Annotated in this window: 15 protein-coding genes and 1 tRNA gene; 4 read left to right on the forward strand and 12 right to left on the reverse strand. The window is 38.1% G+C overall.

Going from position 1 to position 21,071, the window contains the following annotated elements; all coding sequences use genetic code 11:
- Positions 1 to 282: 282 nt before the first annotated feature.
- The 5 genes from NST93_RS09170 to NST93_RS09190 all read right to left on the reverse strand — a co-directional run bounded on the left by NST93_RS09170 (position 283) and on the right by NST93_RS09190 (position 6,505).
- The gene (locus tag NST93_RS09170) at positions 283 to 1,014 is read right to left on the reverse strand and encodes a PRC-barrel domain-containing protein (protein ID WP_405103366.1); all 732 of its coding nucleotides are present in this window, start codon (positions 1,012 to 1,014) and stop codon (positions 283 to 285) included.
- Between the two features lie 77 nt (positions 1,015 to 1,091).
- The gene (locus tag NST93_RS09175) at positions 1,092 to 1,919 is read right to left on the reverse strand and encodes a S1C family serine protease (RefSeq protein ID WP_405103368.1); all 828 of its coding nucleotides are present in this window, start codon (positions 1,917 to 1,919) and stop codon (positions 1,092 to 1,094) included.
- Between the two features lie 15 nt (positions 1,920 to 1,934).
- Entirely contained in the window at positions 1,935 to 3,965 is a 2,031-nt protein-coding gene (locus tag NST93_RS09180) for an ABC transporter ATP-binding protein (protein WP_405103370.1), read from the reverse strand.
- Positions 3,962 to 5,713, reverse strand: a complete 1,752-nt coding sequence (locus NST93_RS09185; protein WP_405103372.1) for an ABC transporter ATP-binding protein — start codon at positions 5,711 to 5,713, stop codon at positions 3,962 to 3,964. Before NST93_RS09185 ends, NST93_RS09180 begins: the two co-directional genes overlap by 4 nt.
- A gap of 555 nt (positions 5,714 to 6,268) precedes the next feature.
- Positions 6,269 to 6,505 carry a hypothetical protein gene (locus NST93_RS09190; protein ID WP_405103374.1) on the reverse strand — a complete coding sequence of 79 codons (237 nt, stop codon included), beginning with the start codon at positions 6,503 to 6,505 and terminating at the stop codon, positions 6,269 to 6,271.
- Between the two features lie 231 nt (positions 6,506 to 6,736).
- Between NST93_RS09190 and NST93_RS09195 the strand changes: the two genes are divergently transcribed.
- Genes NST93_RS09195 through NST93_RS09205 form a run of 3 tightly spaced genes read left to right on the forward strand, consistent with a single transcriptional unit; the run spans position 6,737 to position 10,520 of the window.
- Positions 6,737 to 8,233: a spore germination protein gene (locus tag NST93_RS09195; protein ID WP_405103376.1), complete on the forward strand. Its 1,497-nt coding sequence runs from the start codon at positions 6,737 to 6,739 to the stop codon at positions 8,231 to 8,233.
- Positions 8,234 to 8,242: 9 nt separating this feature from the next.
- The gene (locus tag NST93_RS09200) at positions 8,243 to 9,370 is read left to right on the forward strand and encodes a GerAB/ArcD/ProY family transporter (protein ID WP_405103378.1); all 1,128 of its coding nucleotides are present in this window, start codon (positions 8,243 to 8,245) and stop codon (positions 9,368 to 9,370) included.
- Entirely contained in the window at positions 9,357 to 10,520 is a 1,164-nt protein-coding gene (locus NST93_RS09205) for a Ger(x)C family spore germination protein (RefSeq protein ID WP_405103380.1), read from the forward strand. The genes NST93_RS09200 and NST93_RS09205 overlap by 14 nt, the downstream gene beginning before the upstream one ends.
- Positions 10,521 to 10,565: 45 nt before the next feature.
- On the opposite strand, the gene NST93_RS09210 is transcribed toward NST93_RS09205, so the two are convergent.
- Positions 10,566 to 11,642: an undecaprenyldiphospho-muramoylpentapeptide beta-N-acetylglucosaminyltransferase gene (locus tag NST93_RS09210; protein WP_405103382.1), complete on the reverse strand. Its 1,077-nt coding sequence runs from the start codon at positions 11,640 to 11,642 to the stop codon at positions 10,566 to 10,568.
- Positions 11,643 to 11,782: 140 nt separating this feature from the next.
- Here NST93_RS09210 and NST93_RS09215 point away from each other — a divergent pair, with 140 nt between their 5' ends.
- A complete protein-coding gene (locus NST93_RS09215; RefSeq protein ID WP_405103384.1) occupies positions 11,783 to 13,156 on the forward strand; it encodes an MATE family efflux transporter in 1,374 nt (457 codons plus the stop codon).
- Between the two features lie 69 nt (positions 13,157 to 13,225).
- On the opposite strand, the gene odhB is transcribed toward NST93_RS09215, so the two are convergent.
- The 6 genes from odhB to NST93_RS09245 all read right to left on the reverse strand — a co-directional run bounded on the left by odhB (position 13,226) and on the right by NST93_RS09245 (position 20,709).
- Positions 13,226 to 14,488, reverse strand: coding sequence for a 2-oxoglutarate dehydrogenase complex dihydrolipoyllysine-residue succinyltransferase (gene odhB / locus NST93_RS09220; RefSeq protein WP_405103386.1), 1,263 nt, complete (start codon positions 14,486 to 14,488; stop codon positions 13,226 to 13,228).
- Positions 14,489 to 14,501: 13 nt separating this feature from the next.
- A complete protein-coding gene (locus tag NST93_RS09225) occupies positions 14,502 to 17,339 on the reverse strand; it encodes a 2-oxoglutarate dehydrogenase E1 component (protein ID WP_405103388.1) in 2,838 nt (945 codons plus the stop codon).
- 472 nt (positions 17,340 to 17,811) lie between these two features.
- Positions 17,812 to 18,285 (reverse strand): tRNA (uridine(34)/cytosine(34)/5-carboxymethylaminomethyluridine(34)-2'-O)-methyltransferase TrmL, encoded by a 474-nt coding sequence (gene trmL, locus NST93_RS09230; RefSeq protein WP_405103390.1) that lies wholly within the window; start codon positions 18,283 to 18,285, stop codon positions 17,812 to 17,814.
- Between the two features lie 165 nt (positions 18,286 to 18,450).
- Positions 18,451 to 19,296, reverse strand: a complete 846-nt coding sequence (locus NST93_RS09235) for an amidase domain-containing protein (RefSeq protein WP_405103392.1) — start codon at positions 19,294 to 19,296, stop codon at positions 18,451 to 18,453.
- 45 nt (positions 19,297 to 19,341) lie between these two features.
- The gene (gene queG, locus NST93_RS09240; protein WP_405103394.1) at positions 19,342 to 20,493 is read right to left on the reverse strand and encodes a tRNA epoxyqueuosine(34) reductase QueG; all 1,152 of its coding nucleotides are present in this window, start codon (positions 20,491 to 20,493) and stop codon (positions 19,342 to 19,344) included.
- Between the two features lie 142 nt (positions 20,494 to 20,635).
- Positions 20,636 to 20,709 (reverse strand) — tRNA-Gly (locus NST93_RS09245).
- Positions 20,710 to 21,071 lie beyond the last annotated feature (362 nt).

Below are 21,071 nucleotides of genomic sequence, written 5' to 3' on the forward strand. Positions count from 1 at the left end.
TATGTACATATTTAATGGTATCTTAATTAATGAAGTCTTTCATCACAAGCTGTTTACAATTCAATTAAAGGATGATTACTTCTATACTACAAAGATTATAAAGTAAATAATGAGATGCGCAATAAATGTTAATGTCACGAATGAGTAAACAACCGATTCATTTATTTTAGAATGAGTTTAAGGCAACGGTGAGACCGCATAATACGCAGCATGGGTCCTCCAGCCGCGCACGGGAAGCACAAAATGCGCATGCTCCCACTGTCGTTGGAGAGCATGCGTATATTAAAACTCGTTTAAAATTTCACGTTTATTATGAAATGACTTTTGATTATATAAGCCTACAATCGTTTCATCCAGATAAAGATCACCTTCATACCAATCAACAGAAACAACTTTTTCTACTGGATAATAGTAAAATTCATCTTCGGCAGGATTGGGACTGCCAATTACAATATATTTTAAATCCCAGTCGGTATTATAAACGAAATCTTCAAGCCTTCCCAGCTTGCCGTCTCTTCCGTGCACACGGGCATATAAAATCTCTTCATGGCTCCGCAGTTTATGATTATTATCACGATGATTAGCAATTAACTGTTCACGTTCAAAATCTTCTGGTTCTTGATAAATCCTCTCTGATTTCTGATTAAATACACCAATGGCACGTTGTTCACCGCTAATTAAGACATCCTCCGGCCAGTAACGTGTCCAGCCAAAGTATTTAATCAGCTGGTTTTCTTTATCAATCGTTAAATCAGACTCCTCTGGAACCGGCGGACTTTGCTTAATCATTTCTCTATCATATTCTACTTCCAGCGTTTCATTCTCTTCGTTCACTTCAATAAAAGCAGATGGCGGTATGAGAACCTTACGCTCCGGCAGCCATTTTCGCGTATCAACAATAGCATAACGAATTTTCCAGTTGTGATCATCAATATATAAATCTTTAATTCTGCCCATTTCTCCATCTGTTGCATCAATATTGTATGTGTGCAATGCTGTAGTAAAATAATACATATGGTTCGCCTCCAAAAAAGAGTTTACCTATTTTTACCCTTTTTGATTGCGGTTAAACAAAGCAAAGAATTTCACTCTCATTTCTCAAAAGCTGAATAGTAGTAATCGATCGGTACAAAAAGTCCAACCTTCCCATGTTCATCATGGTCTAATGTGGCAAAGATAACCCCAATAACTTTGCCATCTTTCGTAATAATCGGACTGCCGCTATTCCCCCGATAAACGGGAGCCTCTATCATCAGCACTGGCTCTTCCCAGCTGGAAAGCTGCGTGTAGCCAATAATCGTCCCCTCATTGGCAATTCCGTTAAAACGCAGCGGATTACCAATAAAACTTATCTTTTCATCATCTGCAAAAACTGTTGATTCTGCCAATGTTAAATGCGGTAAATTCTCCCCATTCGTCTCGATAACTGCTAAATCGACTTCCGGAAAGACAGCCACAACTTCACCATCATATAATCCGTTCTCAGGGAACGCCACCGTTACATGTTCTTCCCCTTCCACAACGTGATTATTCGTTAAAATTGTCCCATGTTCGTTAATTGCGAATCCTGTGCCTTTGCTATCTGCAGTTTCAATCACCACGACTGCTTTCTTATACTCCTTTATATCTTCCTGAGCTGAAAGTTTTGTTGATGTAATGAGAAAATCAATTGCAGGAATTGAAAAAGTCTGAGGCAGTAATGCAACGACATTGAACGCGAGAGCGAACGCAATTAGCCAGAATGCCCACTTTGGAAAAATACTTTTTGGCTTCTTCTGCTCCCGTCTTTCTTTTGCTTTTGCCAACGCTTTTTTTCTCTCTTCCTCGACTAATTCGTAAAGCTCTTCCTCATCTATTTCTTCATATAAATCTTCATCAATTATATCAAGAGTCCGATTGTCTTCTTTATTGTTATCCATTATACACCCCGCACTTTAACCAGCTGCTCGTGTTCCGCCTTGCTGCATCTGATACATTTCAAAATATAAACCTTTCTCTGCAATTAGTGTATCATGACTTCCGCGTTCCTTAATAGTGCCATGGTCGAGAACAAAAATAGCATCTGCTTGCTGAATCGTTGAAAGTCGGTGAGCAATAACTAATGTCGTCCGATTCTTCTTCAGGATTTCTAATGCATGTTGGATAATCGCTTCTGTTTCTGTATCAATATTTGCTGTCGCCTCATCTAGAATAAGTATTGCTGGGTCAAAAGCTAATGCACGTGCAAAGGAAATCAATTGTCTTTCACCTAATGACAGTGTACTGCCACCTTCTGTTACAGGCTCATCATACCCTTTTGGCAACTTTTCTATAAAGTCCGCACCAACTGTTTTTAGTGCTTTGATTGCCTGTTCTCTTGATATAGCAGGGTCATTCATTGTTACATTTGAGAGTATTGTACCTGTAAATAAAAACGGGTCTTGAAGTACAATTCCCATATGGCTCCGTACTTGCTGCCTCGACCATTCATTTGTGGAATAGCCATCTATTGTAATTTGCCCTTTCTGAGCATCATAAAAGCGAAAAAGCAGATTCATAATCGAACTTTTCCCTGAGCCAGTGTGACCTACAAATGCTGCTGTTTCTCCTGGCTTCACTTCAAACGATATATTCTTCAAAACATAGTCCAAATCGTTATAGGCAAAGGATACCTTGTCAAAGACTACATGCCCCTGATAACGATTTACTTGATCATCTTTAACGTCCTCTCCTTTATAGTCCATCAGTTCGAAAACGCGGTTCCCAGCGACACGTGCCTGTTCAAGCAATGGCAGCTGGTTTACAATATCTGTAACTGGATCAAATAATCTTGTAATATAATCTACAAATGCATAAAGCATGCCAATTGAAATAACACTGGTCAAATCGAATGAAGCTGAACCAAAATACCAAATAAAACCGACGAAGGTTAAATTGCGGAATGCTGTAACAAGATTATAGGATGTTAGTGCACTGAGCTTCACAAGCTTTTTTTGAAAAACAAAATGGCGATTATTTAATAATTCAAACTCTTCCTTCGTTTTCTTTTCTCTGTTAAATGCCTGGATAATCGGCATTCCTTGGATGGCCTCGTTAATATTTCCATTGATTTCGCTCACTGTTGAACGGATAACAGTATTATATTTTGTACCAAAGTATTTATATCCCTTCATCCATAAGTAGAGTACTGGAATAAGTAACAGACACATCATAGCAAGTTTTGCATCCAGAATGAATAGCGCAATAAAAATCCCTGCCATATAAACAAAACTTGAAATGACGATCGACAAGACCCTTTCATATAAATCACGAATCGCTTCTGTATCGTTCGTAATTCTTGCAACAATCGTACCCGCTGGACGATCAACAAAATAATCAATAGGGATGCGCTGCGTATGGGCAAATAAATCCATTCGCATTTTTTTAATAATCTGGTTGGACGATTTCTGTAATAAATAAGTTTCAAAATACTGAAATACACCAGCAATGATTAAGAGCACCATATATAGTACAAGCAAGAAAATGATTGGCCGCTGTTCTGGCCCAAAAAATTGGTACATTTCGTTCAGTGTCAGTTTTGTTGCATCATATATGAATGTTTCATCCCCATATTCAATATTGATCTTTTCATCAGCCACTGTACGAACTCCTTGCAATGGAGTTTCATCATGAATGAAATAATAAGAAGCACCTATTTGCAACAATGTGACAGGCGCACTTAACGTCTCATCTGCAACTTTCAAACGGTCGATTCGTTTAAAGTATTTATTGTCATAGGAGATTGTGTCACGGTCATTGTCTGCAGCAACCTCCTGCCAGTATCCTTCGACACCAAGAATATGTTCATCAATCACGGTTTTCGCAATCAAAGGTCCAGCAAGCTCCAGTGTCACTGCGATTGACAGACAAAGTAATCCTATAATGATTCCTTTTTTATATTGGAAGGCATACTGAATCAGCCTTCTTTCAGTAGATTTTTTTTTCACAGTTGGTTTCCCCCTTCCTCTTCAAGCTGCTGTTCTTCATACTGTTGTTTATACCAGCCGCCTTGTTTAATTAATTGTTCATGTGTTCCTTCTTCGACAATTTCTCCGTGTTCCAGAACGATAATATGATCGGCATGTGTTACTGCTGACAAACGATGAGCAGCAATAAATGTTGTTTTATTTTTTCTCTCTTGACGTAAATGCTGAATAATATTGGATTCTGTCTTGCCATCGACCGCAGACATTGAATCATCGAGGATCAATATTTCTGGGTCTTTAATAAATGCACGTGCCAAAGCCACACGCTGTTTCTGTCCTCCTGAAAGCGTGATTCCGCTTTCACCTACTTCCGTGTCTAAACCTTTAGGAAGCTGTTTTATGTCATCTAGAAAATGAGCAAGCTCCATCACCCGAAAAATTTCTTGATCCGTTGCATCTGATTTACCAAATTGAATATTTTCCCGAATTGTTTTAGAAAACATAATTTGGTCTTGTGGAACATAACCAATCCAATCCCGCAAATCTTTTAAATCCAATGCCTCAATATTGACATCAGAAAAAGTAATGCTTCCTTTTAAACCAGGATATTGGCGCAGCATCAATTTAAACAAGGTTGTTTTACCTGCACCTGTTTTTCCTACGACACCTATTGTTTCTCCTTTTTTCACATGAAGATTGATGTCACGCAACTGATAGATTGCTGTATTCGGGTAGGTAAAGGATGCGTTATTAAATGCAACATCTCTAACCTCAGTCAGATTTTCTCCTTGCTTTTGATTGCTTACATCCGCTGGATAATCGAGTGTTTCATTAACACGATCAAGGGAAGCATTACCGCGCTGTAAAATATTTATCAATTCTCCTACTGCAAACATCGGCCAAATTAACATACCTAAATAAACATTGAAAGTTACGAGATCGCCCATAGAGATTTTATTTTCAAAAACAAGGAAAGCACCATAACCTAACCCTATCGTATAAGAGAGACCAACAAGAATTTTCATTGTCGGTTCAAAAAGTGCATCAATCTTTGTCACTTCAATATTTTTCAAATATACGTCCTCTGTTGTTGCATCAAAGCGCTTTAAATCTTGTTTTTCCTGAACAAATGCACGAATAACCCGCACACCCCGAATCGATTCCAGTACATCATTGTTCATCTCCCCAAATGCAGCTTGAGCCTTCGTAAACCTGGCATGTATTGCTGCACCATATTTGCTCATCACAATTGCCATAATTGGGAGCGGGATTAAAGCAGCAAGTGTCAATTGCCAGTTAATTGTAAAGATCATTACACTAATAATCATCAACATAAATATACTGGAATCAACAAGCGTAAGAACACCAAAGCCGGCCGTCAGACTAATTGCCTTTAAATCATTTGTAGATCTTGCCATCAAATCACCCGTTCGGTATTTTCCAAAGAAGGTCGGTGTCATCCGAAGAAAATGGCCCATTAATTTACTTCTGACCCATCTCTCTAAAATAACAGCCCCGCCAAACAGGGTATAATCCCATAAAAAAGAGATTGTATAATGTGCAATTAAAAGCACAAGCAAAATTAAAAGAATCGATTGTAATACATCGATTGTCAATGTATCTAATTGAATTTGGTCAATACTGTAGCCAATAATCTTTGGTGGTATCAAACCAATCGCACTCGCTGTAATTAAAGCAATGATTGCAAAAATATATCTTTTCCAATAATGTTTAAAAAACCAGTCTAACTTCCTGAAAACCTGAAACATTTCCCCACCTGCTTATCTATTTTTATTCAACCACAAAACAAAACTGCTTGTTTAAAGACGTCCAAACCAGAAAATGAAATCAAAAAAACACACGCAGCTCTATGACTCGTGTGTAATCATCTGAAATTGTTTACAATAGGTCACAGTTTGCCCAAAATGACCCCAGCCTCGTTCAAAAGACATGCAAATACACCAAATTCTATCCTAGACATCTATAACCGAAGGTCACTATATTCAATTGGTTTAATTCTCTTAAATTGTGTTTTATCATTTTCATGACCTCCTTTGTTTTTTATATTTACCGTAATAATTATAGTATTTTGAATTTTATTAGTCAATAGTTTTTTAAGATAATTTCTATTTAATGGCTAAAGAGCTAACCAAAGACCTAAACTCCTTGAAAATCCATATTTCTTAAGAAATAGAAATTCAGCTGCTTAAGGAGGTTTCATTGATAAATTTAATATTGCGATTAAAAGCCATTACAAAAAAAAGAATATCCCGATTAAATCGAGCTATTCTCAGATCAATGCATCTATTTAATTGAAAGGGATTTTAAAGTACTTTCTTGCTCGTTCGCTGATTACGTTCTATACCTTGGTTAAGCATGCGCTCCACTTTTGAATACTCAACCTCTGTAGCTACAGAAATATCCTTCATAGAAACAAGAGGGTTCTTCCTGATGAAATTCCAAACCAGTTCGCTCTCTTTCAGACAAGTTGTGCACAACATAAATGGACTATTTTCCATTGACTCCTGACACAATCGGCAATTTCGAACAATTTCTCTCATTTCTTCACCCCTTATTGAATTATGTCTACTATGTTACCCCAGACTTTTCCCGAAAACAAGGGTAATATTGAATTTTTTGAAAAATGATGCTTTTGGCATGTGATTTTTAGCCACCCTTTTAACTTTTCCTCGAAAGCTTAGCAGATTTGTCGAATTTTTAGCTTTTCAATCGAATATAATTAATCGTTCGTAACATACTATTTATGAAATGATGAACAGATGGAGGTCACTATGGCTCAAGAAAAAAACCAAAACACTATTTTCCCAACCACCATCCAAACGTTAATAAAAGAGCTAAATGAAAAAGCACAAAATAAACCTGATTTAAAATTTAGCATCTACCAAAAGGACGGAATAAAATTAGTTCTGTTTTGCATTCCATACCTTATTGATGTTCAAAAATCGGATCAAATACTTTTACATAATATTCTAGATATGGAAGCAGAATGGACAAATAAATCCCTATTAAATAATATCCCATTGAAACATGAGAAACCCTTATCAAGTGCAGAAGAAATTATTGATGGTCTGGTAAATGGCAAGGCCTTTGTATATATTGAGCACGAAAAGTCCGTAATTAATTATGATTTAGCCAATGCAGAGAAACGTCCATTGGAAAAGGCAGAGACGGAATCTATTGTCCTTGGTCCGCAGCTGGCATTTACGGAGTCGATTACAACAAATATGAATGCTTTAACTTATCGTCTGAAAACCCCTGATCTTACAATGGAAAAACATAGTGTTGGTGAAAGAGTATCAAAGGAAGTAAGAATAGCTTATTTAAACTCTGTTGCCAATGAAACCGATGTCGACACGATGCGGCAGCGGATAAACGACCTTGAAGTAGATATGATAGAAGACGCGCATATGCTAAAGCAATACATTAATGATTCTTCTACAACCGTTTTCCCGCTATTTGCTGCTACTGAATTAATTGATCGCACAGTGTACTCCATTAAGCAGGGAAAAATCGCTGTACTAGTTGAAGATAGTCCAATTGCTTTAATTGCTCCATCAACTTTTTTCAGTTTCTATGAATCAACAGAGGATATGTACTTGCACTGGAACTCTGGTACGTTTTTGCGTATGCTGCGCTTGATTGCAGCCTTTATTACCTTTCTGTTAACACCAATGTATGTCGTTGCGACGACATATCACTATGAAATCATCCCAACACAGCTTTTAATTTCCATCGGACAATCACGAGCTGCAGTACCATTTCCTCCTATCTTGGAAGTGCTGCTCCTCGAATTAGTGATTGAATTGCTGCGTGAAGCTGGAGCAAGACTTCCTACCAAGGTCGGACAGACAATTGGTATCGTAGGTGGTGTGGTTGTAGGAACTGCTGCCGTACAAGCCGGTATAACAAGTAACATCTTAGTTATCTTAATCACTTTAAGTGCTCTTGCATCATTTACAACTCCAAGCTATATAATGGGTACTGCAATACGGTTAATCCGTTTTCCTGTAATTATTATAAGTGGTTTTTACGGGATTATTGGCGTCATGTTTGGTCTCAGTTTCTTAATCATTCACCTAGTAAAACTCAGCTCCCTGGGCAGATCTTATCTTGCACCACTGTACCCGCTGCAATTAGCTGACTTCAATAAGGTATTTTTCCGTTTACCTGAACAGAGACAAGGGCGAAGATTCAAATCTTATCAATTAAAGGACAAGCGAATATTTGATAAAAAGAAAGCATTGGAGAGAAAAGATATCGATGAGTAGGCGATTATAATGAATATCAATATACAAGTACCAAAATATGAGCAGTTTCGAGCATTTTATGTTTTTTTCATTATTAGCACAATGCAGCTTGGCGTTGGAATGATCGGTACGCCAAGACTCGTTTTCCAAAAGGCTGGTCATGATGGCTGGATGTCCATCATCCTCGTGTATTTTTTCCTTTTGCTCGTACTGTTTACGATGCTGTATATACTAAAACAATATGAAAATGCTGATATCCTGGGCATTCAAGCCGACTTATTTGGCAATTTCCTTGCTAAAGTGCTCGGGACTATTTATATAATCTATTTCGGGTCGGAAATTCTTTCTATTCTTGTTACATATATCGAGATTGTGAAGGTATTCATCTTTCCAGACAGCAGTTCTTTTATTCTTGGTTTAATGATAATAACATTGATTGTCTACAGTTGTATCGGCGGATTACGAATTATTATTGGTGTTACATTTATATTTTTCCTGCTTACGCATTGGGTCATACTTTTATTACCGGTGCCGATGGCTCAAATTGATTGGCTCAATTTTCTTCCTGTTATGGATCGCGGGATAATCGATATTATTAAAGGTACCGTTTCAACTTCCTATACATTTATGGGATTTGAAATCTTCTTCTTTCTTTATCCTTTTATCCAAAATAAGAAAAAAGTAAAACAACCAATTGTATGGGGTGTTTCTTATTCTGTTTTTTTGGTGCTTCTTATAACAGTTACAACGATTGGCTTTTTAAGTCCCGAGCAGCTGCGAAGAAGAATTTGGCCTGCACTGCATTTATTTAAAATCCAAACATCCCCATTTCTGGAAAGATTAGATTATATCGTTGTTGCAGAGTGGATGATGGTAACTCTTCCGAATATGATGTTGTTGATGTGGGGAATCACCTATACTGCAAAGCGCCTTTACAAAATACCAACTAAGGCTACGCTTTATATTACTGCCGGGTTATTACTCGCATCGGTATCATTGTTTAACTCGCATTTTGAAATTCAGCGTCTGACTGACACTGTGAAATCAGGTGGTATTTTTATTACTTACATTTATCCTTTTATTCTCTTACCACTTGTTTTGATAAAGAAAAAATGGCGGAAGAAAAAAAAGGAGCCTATTAACGATGCAAATGAGTAAGCTTATTCCTATAGTTTTCATCATCATCTTGCTTCTGCAAGCCTGCCTGCCTACAATGCAAATTGAAAAATCAGGAATCATCAACACACGTGGAATCGATCTTCTTGAAGAAAGTGAAAATAGTATGATTGAGACGACGATTATCCCTTATTTATTTGATCCCAATGCCCAAGATATTACAAGTATACTGGTGGGAAAGGGACATACAATAAAAGAAGCTCGCGATGAGGCTTCCAAACAATCAAGCTACGTACTGACTCCAGGACAAATTCGGCTTGAATTATATGGGAAGGAAGCTGCCGAAAAAGGAATTCTTCCCTATCTTAATACATTAATCCGTGATGCACGAGTGTCTGAAACAATGCAGCTTGCTGTTACAAATCAAACAGCGAAAGAAGTGCTGATGAGTGAGCAAACTTCCATTACAATTAATACCGCACAATATCTGCAAGACTTAATAGTGAAAGAAATTAAGCGCGACTCGTTACCAAGCAGTTCTTTACATGATTTCACCCGGGAAGTTGAACATGTGGGCCTCGATCCAGTACTTCCGGTAATTGATGTCGTAGAGAATTGGCCAACGTTAGTGGGCGCAGCTGCGTTTCATAGAGATAAATATGTACAACAGATTACATTGAGTGAAGCTTTCCTCATAAACTTGCTAAGAAAACGTGTTAAGGATACGCCTCTAGATGCTTATGTTCCACTCGATAATTATAAAGATAAAATTGCTTACAAGGAAGACGAGGGACATGAAACGTTTGGTGATGAAGAATACATCTACATTTTTCTCTCACTTCTAAAAGGAAAAGGCAAGTTAAAACTTGTTGATGAAGAAAACCTCCATTATAAGGCTGACATTGAAATGAAAGTCGAATTATTGGAAACATCTATTCCAATGGATATTAAAACAGAGGACACCTCTAAGCGCTTAGAAAAAGATTTAAACAAACACTATGAGAAACAATATGAACAATTATTTTCAAAACTCCAAGAAGCAAAATCTGATGCTTTCGGGCTGGGAAGAGTCTATACCGGAACTCGTAAAGGAAGCAAAACAACGATTGAGCAGTGGCAGGAAAAATACCCAAATGCAACAATTGAATTTAATATTGACATAACGATTAGAAATTATGGAACAATTGACTAAAAAAATAAACTGCAGGCGGTATATCCCCTGCAGTTTATCATCATTTTACTTCTTTATTTCCGCTTCAATAATTTCGATAGCTCGATCACGGGATGCACTTGCCTCAAAGGTCTTCATTTTATCGATAATAACTGGCGATGCTTTAATAAGCTGCTGAAGTTCTTCTATTAAAGACGCTTCTGTTAAGTGTTCCTCCTCTAAAACGCGCGCATAGCCTTTCTCTGCAAAAGAATTGGCGTTTACAATTTGGTCTCCGCGACTTGCCTCCAAAGATAATGGAATAAGCAGCATTGGGATTCGTAATGCTAAAAATTCAAAGATTGCATTCGAACCAGCCCTGGATAATACATAATCAGCTGCTGCAAAAATATCCTTCAATTCCTCGTTTATATACTCAAATTGGGCATAGCCCTCTTGTTTAACAGATGAATCAACTTTTCCTTCTCCACAAATATGGATGATATCAAATTGCTTAAGTAATTTAGGTAAAACGGAGCGTATTGTTCCATTTATTTTTTCTGAACCTCCACTGCCGCCCATAATAAGCAATACTGGCTTTTTACCGGATAAACCGGTATATATTAATCCTTTTTCCTTATTACCAGTAAATAATTCTTCACGAATAATTGCACCTACATGCTCTCTTTTTTGTTCTGGCAAAAAATTCATCGTTTCTTCAAAAGTAGCCAGCACCTTTTTTGCAAAAGGTATCGATAATTTATTAGCTAAACCCGGTGTATAATCCGATTCATGAACCACTGCCGGCACTCTGCGAAGCTTTGCAGCCAGAACAACTGGAACAGAAACAAATCCGCCCTTTGAGAATATAACTGCGGGTTTTCTTTTACCAATTATACTCGCTGCCTGGAATGTACCCTTTAATACTTTAAATGGATCTTTAAAATTCTCAACCGACATATAGCGTCTGAGCTTTCCTGTGGAAATTGGATAATAGGTCACATCCTCAAGGTTTTCAATTAATTTTCTTTCAATGCCATCATAAGATCCAATATAATCAATTTCCCATCCCGCCTTTTGATAGATGGGAATCAATGCTAGATTAACAATCACATGCCCCGCAGTTCCCCCGCCAGTGAAAAGGATCCGTTTCTTACTTTTCATCTACCGCTCTTCCTTTCTTAACTAACTCACCCTTTATGGGCTATTTATTATTCTATTTCATGATATAATCAGTCTGATTATCAAGTTTAAAAGACACTTTATTCAGTGTAAACGAAAATAGTGTAAAAAGGAAGATTAATATGTACGAGACAACTAGATTGAAAGCGAAACTTAAACTTTTTATTATCATATTAATCCCCATTCTCATCACGCAGGTTTCAATGAATCTTATGAATTTCTTTGATACGGTTATGAGCGGGCGAGCTGGAGTAAGTGATTTGGCTGGTGTTGCAATCGGATCAAGTCTTTGGGTTCCCATATCTACTGGGATAAACGGAATTATTCTTGCAATCACACCAATTATCGCTCATTTACTAGGGGCAAAAGCAGTTAATAAAATCGCCGCAAAGGTTCAACAAGGTATTTATCTGGCAATGATTCTTGGAATACTCATTATTGCTGTTGGGGCAATAGTGCTTGATCCAGTTCTTCATTTAATGGATTTGGAAAATGATGTGAGACATATTGCCAAGTACTATCTTATTTCACTTGGGGCAGGAATTATTCCTTTATTTGTGTTTAATACAATCCGCAGTTTTATGGATGCTTTAGGACAGACGAAAATTTCTATGATAATTATGCTGATTGCTTTGCCAATTAATATTATCCTTAACTATATTTTTATATTTGGCAAATTAGGAATCCCGGCTTTTGGGGGAATTGGTTCCGGTATTGCAACTGCATTAACTTACTGGCTTGTATGCTTTCTTTCTATCATTTTATGTTACCGCCTGAAAATACTGCAGCAGTTTGAGCTTTTTAAAAAGATAAACATCCCGCATATTTCAGATTGGCTTGAACAATTGAAGATTGGTATTCCAATTGGTTTTGCTATCTTTTTTGAAACTAGTATTTTCTCCGCAATTACCCTGTTAATGAGCGTTTATAGCACTTCTACAATTGCAGCACATCAAGCTGCGATGAACTTTTCAGCTCTCTTATACATGATCCCACTAAGTGTTGGGATGGCATTAACGATTGTAGTTGGTTATGAAGCTGGAGCGAAGAGAATTGCACATGCCAGAACATATAGTTATTTGGGTATTTCTGGTGGTATCTTTGTAGCAATATTTGCGGGTATCATATTATATGTATTTAACGGGCCAGTTGCAGAACTTTATAATACTGATCCGGCAGTAATCGAACTCACGAAGCAATTTATCATCTATGCAATTTTCTACCAATTAGCTGATGCAATCGCAGCCCCGATACAAGGTATCCTTCGAGGTTATAAAGACGTAAATATGACATTATTTATTGCACTTGTTTCTTATTGGATTGTTGGACTGCCTACTGGGTGGTTCCTTGCAAACTACACTGCACTTGAAGCCTTTGGATATTGGATTGGTATTATCGCAGGGTTAAGCACGGGGGCAATTGCATTATCAGTAAGAATGATTTATGTCCAAAGAAAATTAAAAAAAGAAACCAAAAACTCACCTGTGCTTGAGTGAATAAGCATCAGGTGAGTTCGTTATTTTATAAAACCCCTTTTGTATCGTTCTAAACTGCCCTTTTAGAACTTAACCTTCTAACAATAAATCATATGGATCTTCTAACATCTGTTTGATACGCACAAGGAATTGTACAGCTTCTTTACCATCAACGATGCGGTGATCATATGATAGTGCCAAATACATCATTGGACGCACTTCAATGGAATCGTCCGGCATAACTACTGCGCGTTTCACGATATTATGCATTCCCAAGATACCCACTTGCGGTGCATTCAAGATTGGCGTAGACAGCATAGAGCCGAAGATTCCACCGTTTGTAATTGAGAAAGTACCACCTTGTAAATCAGAAAGTGCCAATTTATTATCTCGCGCTTTCGTTCCAAGATTCATAATTTCTTTTTCAATTCCAGCGAAATCTAAACGGTCTGCATCACGAACAACAGGAACAACCAGACCTTCTTCTGTTGATACAGCAATACCTATATCATAGAACTTCTTAATTACAAGCTCATTGCCTTGAATTTCCGCATTCAATAATGGGAATTCTTTTAAGGCGCCAACTACAGCTTTTGTAAAGAAGGACATAAATCCTAGTTTCACACCGTTTTTATTTAAGAATTTATCTTTGCGTTCCGCACGAAGTTCCATAATTGCTGACATGTCTATTTCGTTAAATGTTGTAAGCATTGCTGATTCTTGTTGCACATTTACAAGGTTCTTAGCAATCGTTTGACGACGGCGTGTCATTTTTACGCGTTCTACTGGTTTTGTAAATTCAGTTGTTTCCGCTTGCGCTTTTGGTGCTTCCTGTTTCTTAGCTGGCTCCCCTTTGGCCTTTTGAGATGCAGCTGCTTCTACATCTTCAGGACGAACGCGTCCTAGCGGGTCAACTGTACTTACTTTACTTAAATCAATATTAAGTTCACGCGCACGTTTTCTTGCAGCCGGTGAAGCAATTACTTCATTATTGCTTGCTGTTTCAGCTGCTGCTTCTTCTTGCTTAGCTTTTGGTGCCGCCTCCGGTTTTTCTTCTTTAGCCGGCGCTTCTTCTTTTGGAGCTTCCGCTGCTGGAGCACTGCCAGCTTCGGCTTCTCCATTTTCGTCAAGCATTCCTACTGTGTCACCTACAGTTACATCATCGCCCTCTTCGCTGGTGATTTCTGTAATAACACCGGAAAACTCAGAGTTTACTTCTACGTTTACTTTATCTGTTTCTAATTCTATAATCGGATCGCCTTTTTCAACTTTATCACCTTTTTGTACAAGCCACTCAGCTATCGTTCCTTCTGTAATCGATTCTGCTAATTCGGGTATTTTAATTTCTTGCAACAGTAACTCCTCCTTAGTTTTTACTTAATGCTTGTTTAATAATGTTATTCTGTGTTGTTTTATGAACGCTAGGAATTCCACCAGCAGGAGCAGAGCGTTTCGGACGACTTATTACACGCAGCTTTTGTCCTTCCTTAAGAACACCTCTTAAATAATCATCAACAAAGTCCCATGCGCCCATATTTTGCGGCTCTTCTTGCACCCAAACAATTTCCTTTAGTTTTGGCATCCTCTCTAATTCTTCCTTCAAGAGCTTTTCCGGGAATGGATAAAGCTGTTCAACACGAAGAATATGGAGCCAATCATAATTTTCATCAGAATCAGACAGTTCTTCTTCAATATCAATCATTACTTTTCCACTGCCTATTAACAGCCGGCTAGCTGTTTCCCGTTTTGATTCAAAGTTGGGCTGAATGCGTAAAGGTTCGAACTTTCCTTCAGAGAAATCTTCTGCAGCCGCTCCCATTCTTGGGTTACGAATCATACTGCTTTTTGGCGTCATCATGATAAGCGGTCTTGCTTCATCACGGCCTCGCAGTGCCGCTTGTCTGCGAAGAATATGGAATAGCTGTGCAGAAGAAGTAACATTTGCAACAATCCAATTATTTTCTGCAGCTGATTGTAAAAACCTTTCTAAACGTGCACTAGAGTGCTCTGGTCCTTGGCCTTCATAACCATGCGGGAGCAGAATTACCATATTCGATTTTTCTCCCCACTTCGCACGTGCAGAGGAAATGAATTGGTCAAAAATCACTTGTCCAACGTTTGCAAAATCACCAAATTGAGCTTCCCAGATTACAAGTGTGTTTGTTGAATGAACACTATAGCCATATTCAAATCCTAATACAGCTGCTTCAGAAAGTGGGCTGTTTCGAACATCAAATGATGCCTTTGCTTCAGATAAACCATGCATTGGACTGTATTTCTCGTTTGTTTCCACATCACTTAAAACAATATGGCGATGTGCAAACGTTCCACGCTCTGTATCCTGACCTGTCAAGCGGATTGGGATGCCATCTCGTAAAATAGAAGCATAAGCCAACGCTTCACCAGTTCCCCAGTCTACAATATTCCCGCCTTCTAATGCATCCCGGCGTCGATTCAAGATTCTTTCTGTTTTCTTAAAACCTTTAAATCCTTCTGGACGATCCAATAACTCTTTATTCAATAGTTTTAAAACATCTAAGTCTACTGCTGTATTAAATTGATCCAAGCCATTCTGCAGAAACTCCGGCATAAGTTTCGCTTCAGGAGTTCCAATATCATGCTCGCTCATGTTTGTATATATTTCATTTAATTCATTATAAGATTCTTCTGCTAGTTTCGTATATTCATCCTCAGGAGTAATCCCTTTAGATGATAGACTCTCAGCAAATAACTTTGCAACAGAAGGATGATTGTCAATTTCTTTATAGAGTGTTGGCTGTGTAGTACGCGGCTCATCCATTTCATTATGCCCATAACGACGATAGCCAACTAAATCAATTAGAAAGTCTTTCTTGAATTTCTCACGATAATCATAAGCAATTTTGATTGCAGAAATACATGAAATCGGATCATCCGCATTGACACGAATAATCGGTATTTCAAATCCTTTCGCCAAATCACTCGCATAGCGCGTTGAGCGGCCATCTTCCCTGTCTGTTGTATAACCAAGCAGGTTATTTGCAATGATATGCAAACTTCCCCCAGTACTGTATCCTGGTAAGTTTGAGAGATTCAGAGTCTCGGCAACCACTCCCTCACCAATGAAAGCAGCATCACCGTGAATCAGCACTGCAACCGCCTTTTTAGGATCGCGCTTCGGATATCCCGCTTCTGTGCGATTGTCCTGTGCTGCACGTGCAAATCCCTCAACAACCGGGTTTACAAACTCTAAATGTGATGGATTATGTGCTAATGTAATCTTAGCTTTTACTTTATTTTCATTTTGAACTTCCTTCGTAGCTCCGTAATGGTACTTTACATCATCAGTCCAGCCATAGCTGATTGCCTGTGATCCTTCCGAAGGCATCAATTCTTTATCTGACGTATAGTTAAATTCGGAGAAAATCTTATCCTGCGGCTTACCTAAAACCTTGGCAAGCACTGACAAACGTCCGCGGTGAGCCATCCCCAGCATAATATTTTCTACATCATCCTGTGCAGCTGAGTTGATAATTTCATCAATCATCGGCACCATAACTTCTAATCCTTCAATTGAAAAACGCTTTTGGCCTACAAATGTTTTCTGCAGAAAATGCTCAAAGCCTTCTACATCCACCAATCGTTTTAATAGATTCTTTCTTTCGCTGTCTGTAGGTTCAATTCTAGCTTTACCCTCTTCAATCAGATTAAAAAGCCATTCTCTTTCTTCATGATTATTTACATGATCATATTCAAATGTAATTGTTCCAGTATAATACTTTTTCAGTCGTTCAATCACTTCAAGACCATTGCTCACATCTGCTGGAGCCTTTTCCCATAGCCATTTGGCTGGGAGGTCTCTCAAGTCTTGTTCTGTCAAGCCGTAATTGCTCGCTTCCAGATAACTTGATTTATCGCCCTTATAACCACCAACCGGATAAATATTTGCATCCGTGTGTCCGTAACGACGAATAGCCTCAACATATTTCCAAGCTGAGGTAAGTTTCTTCATATCTTTTTCATCATATCCTTGTGATGCAGCAGTTTGACTGCCTGCTTGATACAACCAAGAAGGCTCCCCATATGTATCAAACATTTCTTTCAGTGAAGTTTCAACTGTTTCGGCATCTTTTTTATATATTTCGTACTGTTCTTCAATATACCCCCTGTTTGGTCCGTAAATCTGTCGCCAAAACTGTTGTGCAGATTCCCCATTTTGTATCACTTTTGATACCCCCATCGACGTATTATTGCCGTTAGATATGTAAACGGTTAAAAATTCAGGACTGGATTGCAATCCCATATACAAATATACCTTATATTACACTTAGTTACAATAACTCTGCCCCGAAAATAATAACGTTTTATCACTGGAAACCCTTACATTTATCCAATGTTTGGAGAATTTACTGGCAAACCATGTTTTAATTTATCCTTTACTTGAAAACTTTTTTATTCAAGGTTCACAAGTTGACTTGAATTCGTTATAATTAAAGTTATAATAGGAGTAAAATGTCTTTATATATTTTTAAAGGAGGACTTTTCATGAACCTAGCATTGATCGCTGGAGTAATCATCGTATTCTTAGTATCTATGTTTACGTCTGGTTACGAAGCGAAACCAGGAGTACCTAAAAATAATCAATAAAATGATAAAAAGCCGACATTCCGAAATGGCGGCTTTTTTATGTGCTTCACTTAGTTTACTCCTGGGAACCCTTGCTGTCTTAATGCTTCATAAATAATAATTGCTGCAGTGTTCGACAAGTTCAGCGAACGCACTTTATCATTCATATGAATCCGCAGACAGCGGTCTTCTTTGCCGATGAGCAGTTCCTTAGGAATACCGTTCGTTTCTCTCCCAAATACAAAGAAGATATCTTTGTCTGAATCACTGAAATCAAAATCCGTATAATGCTTTGTACCAAAGTTTTCAATATAGTAAAATTCAGCATCTGGATGTTTTTCATAAAGTTCTTCTATTGACTGATGTTCGATGACATCAAGGTTTTTCCAATAATCTAAACCTGCACGGCGCAGCATCTTATCATCTGTCGAAAAGCCGAGCGGATGAATTAAATGAAGTGTTGTATCTGTTGCAAGGCATGTTCTGCCAATATTTCCTGTATTCGCAGGAATTTCTGGTTGATATAATACGACATGTAAACTCAATTTCTTATCTCCTTATCTCACTAAACTAGCTTTTTCATTGTTCTTTATGATATTTTCCAATCAATCTTAAAGTTGAACTTATATTTTTTATCTCAAAGCTGGATTATTGCCGCTTATATATAAATGTAAGTTGAACAAATAAAGCAACCTAGTAATTATACCATTTTACTCGCCAATCCGGAAAAATTTATATTGAATATCAGGTGTCCATGCTGCAGAGTCTTCATAGGACCAGTAACGGTTTCTGCTATTATTTGTATGTGCATTTACTAGTGGCATCCCATATAAATCATGGCTGACAACGATTGTATTGTGATCCCATCTGTCATCACCTTCAAAATCATAGCATATAACATCCCCGCGTATTAATTCCTCTGGACTTCCCAGTTCCCTGCCCTTTAAACCTTGTGTCGAGCCACTTAAATACCATCTCAAGGAATGTGCAACTGCCCAGCTGAAGCTCCAGTTATCTGCTCGGTACCACCAGCCTTGTTCTCTCGCTGGTGCTCCTCGCATCGGTGCTCCGCCTGCGAACAAGCACTGTGAAATATAATTCGTGCAGTCGTCATCAAATATTCTAAAATGGGGATTATGACTATTCCACCAACGTTCCGCATATCGAACAGCTTCCGTTCGGTCATAAGCGAAATTCTGTCGTATATTCAATTCAGGCAGTTGTTTAAGTGATAAATTTGTATTTTCCATATTTGACTTCTCTTTGATTAATTCATTATAAATTACTTCATTATTTTCCAACTCTAAACGATAGGGCAAAACTTGTTCCTCTAAATGAAAATGGTCATCTTGTTTAATTAAAAATGTCAAATGAAGTAAATAATCTTTATTAGTTATATTATCATAAGAAAACTGCCGAAAGCCTTTAGCTTTTCCCTGAACACGAACAATGCTTCCCTTCTGGTTAGCCCATAAATTCTGCTTGCGAGTCCACCAATTTTCTTCTTGTCTCTCATCATTAAAAAACTCGAGCCACATATTTTTGATTTTATCCATAAAAATCGCCTCCATTAAAGTATATGGAGGCGATGCTTGTATTAATTAACGAGCAGTCAGATTATTCGTTTCTTCAAATTCCAGACCTTTTTGCATTTCAAAAATGACCTGTTCATCTTTTTCCTTTTCCATTGCATTTCTGATTCCTTTGTACGCTTCCTCTGTTCCAATTTTCCCCAGTGTCCATGCAGCCGTTCCACGAATAACTGGTCGCGGATCAACATGCATCACTTCAATCAACTCATTAACTGCTGTTTTATCTTTATAATGACCAAGCGCAATTATCGCGTTGCGCTGCAAAGGCTTCTTGCCCCGCCAAGCACCAGATAAATGTCCAAAAGCTTCCTTAAATTGCCTATTTGAAATTCGCAGCATTGGAATCAGCTTCGGTTTAGCAATTTCTGGATCAGGCTCAAATTCAGCGTGAAAATGAGAGTCAATTCCTTTATTCCAAGGACATACCTGCTGACATGTATCACAGCCATATATTCTATTTCCAAGTTTCGTACGGAATTCATCTGGCAGGAAATCCTTTGTTTGTGTTAAAAATGCGATACAGCGCTGGGCATTTAATTGACCGCCCTCTACTAAAGCTCCGGTAGGACAAGCATCCATACACTTGCGACAGCTTCCACAGCTGTCTGTTACTGGTTCGTCAGGGATAAACGGGAGATTTGTTATCATTTCTCCAAGATAAACAAAGGAACCAAACTCCTTCGTTATAATAGATGTATTTTTCCCGCTGAAACCTATGCCCGCTCTCTCTGCGACAGCTCGATCCGAAAGCTCTCCAGTGTCTACCATTATTTTATTATTTGCATCAGGAACTTTTTCATTAATAAAAGCGGAAAGCTTCTCTAAACGTTCGCGAAGCACAACATGATAGTCAATCCCCCAGGAGGCCCGTGCAAATATGCCGCGGCGTTCTTCTTTTGTACCCCGCTTTGCATTTTTTATCCGGGATGGATAGGCAATTGCAATGGAAATAATAGACTGAGCCTCCGGAAGCAGGCGCTCTGGCTCTGTTCGTTCTTCTATTGTTCCTTTTTCAAAACCTGATTGATATTTCAATTCTTGCTGCCTGCGCAGCCTTTCGCGCAACTCGCTAAATACATCCGCAGATGCAAAACCAATCTTATCAATGCCAATTTCCTTACTATATGCAATAATTTCCTGCTTTAATTTATCAATTCTCACAATTGCCACCTCCTTTATCTCTATTCTAACTATATTTTAACATCTAACCCATACAGCTTCCATTAACAGACCATGTTCACAATAAAAAACGCAACACCTCGTAACCGAGTTGTTACGAGACACTGCGTTGATAACATATGTATGGAGCGGGTGAAGGGAATCGAACCCTCATCATCAGCTTGGAAGGCTGAGGTTTTACCACTAAACTACACCCGCAAAATAAGTTTTCCTTTTTCGCTGACAAAGAATATTATATCAACTCTATTAAAACAAATCAAGACCAAAATTAATTTTTTCATCAATATTTGCCATTACGATACAATTTTCCCGAGAATGCTGCATACTAATTTGGACACCCGGTCTTCCCGGTAAATAGCCAGACAGTAAAGTTAAAAGCATTCTGAATTAGTACAATCTGCAGTTTATGGTCTTGATGGCAGTGTCACATTTGAATAGAACAAGCATATTATGATTATAGAAAGAACAATCATACTTTTTAATAAACGAATATAATTAATCGTTTACAATGAATTGCAAAACGTATAGACTAGTCTTACATTTGTTATGAAGAAGGGTGA

This window comes from Oceanobacillus sp. FSL H7-0719, from assembly GCF_045040795.1.
GTDB lineage: Bacteria > Bacillota > Bacilli > Bacillales > Amphibacillaceae > Oceanobacillus.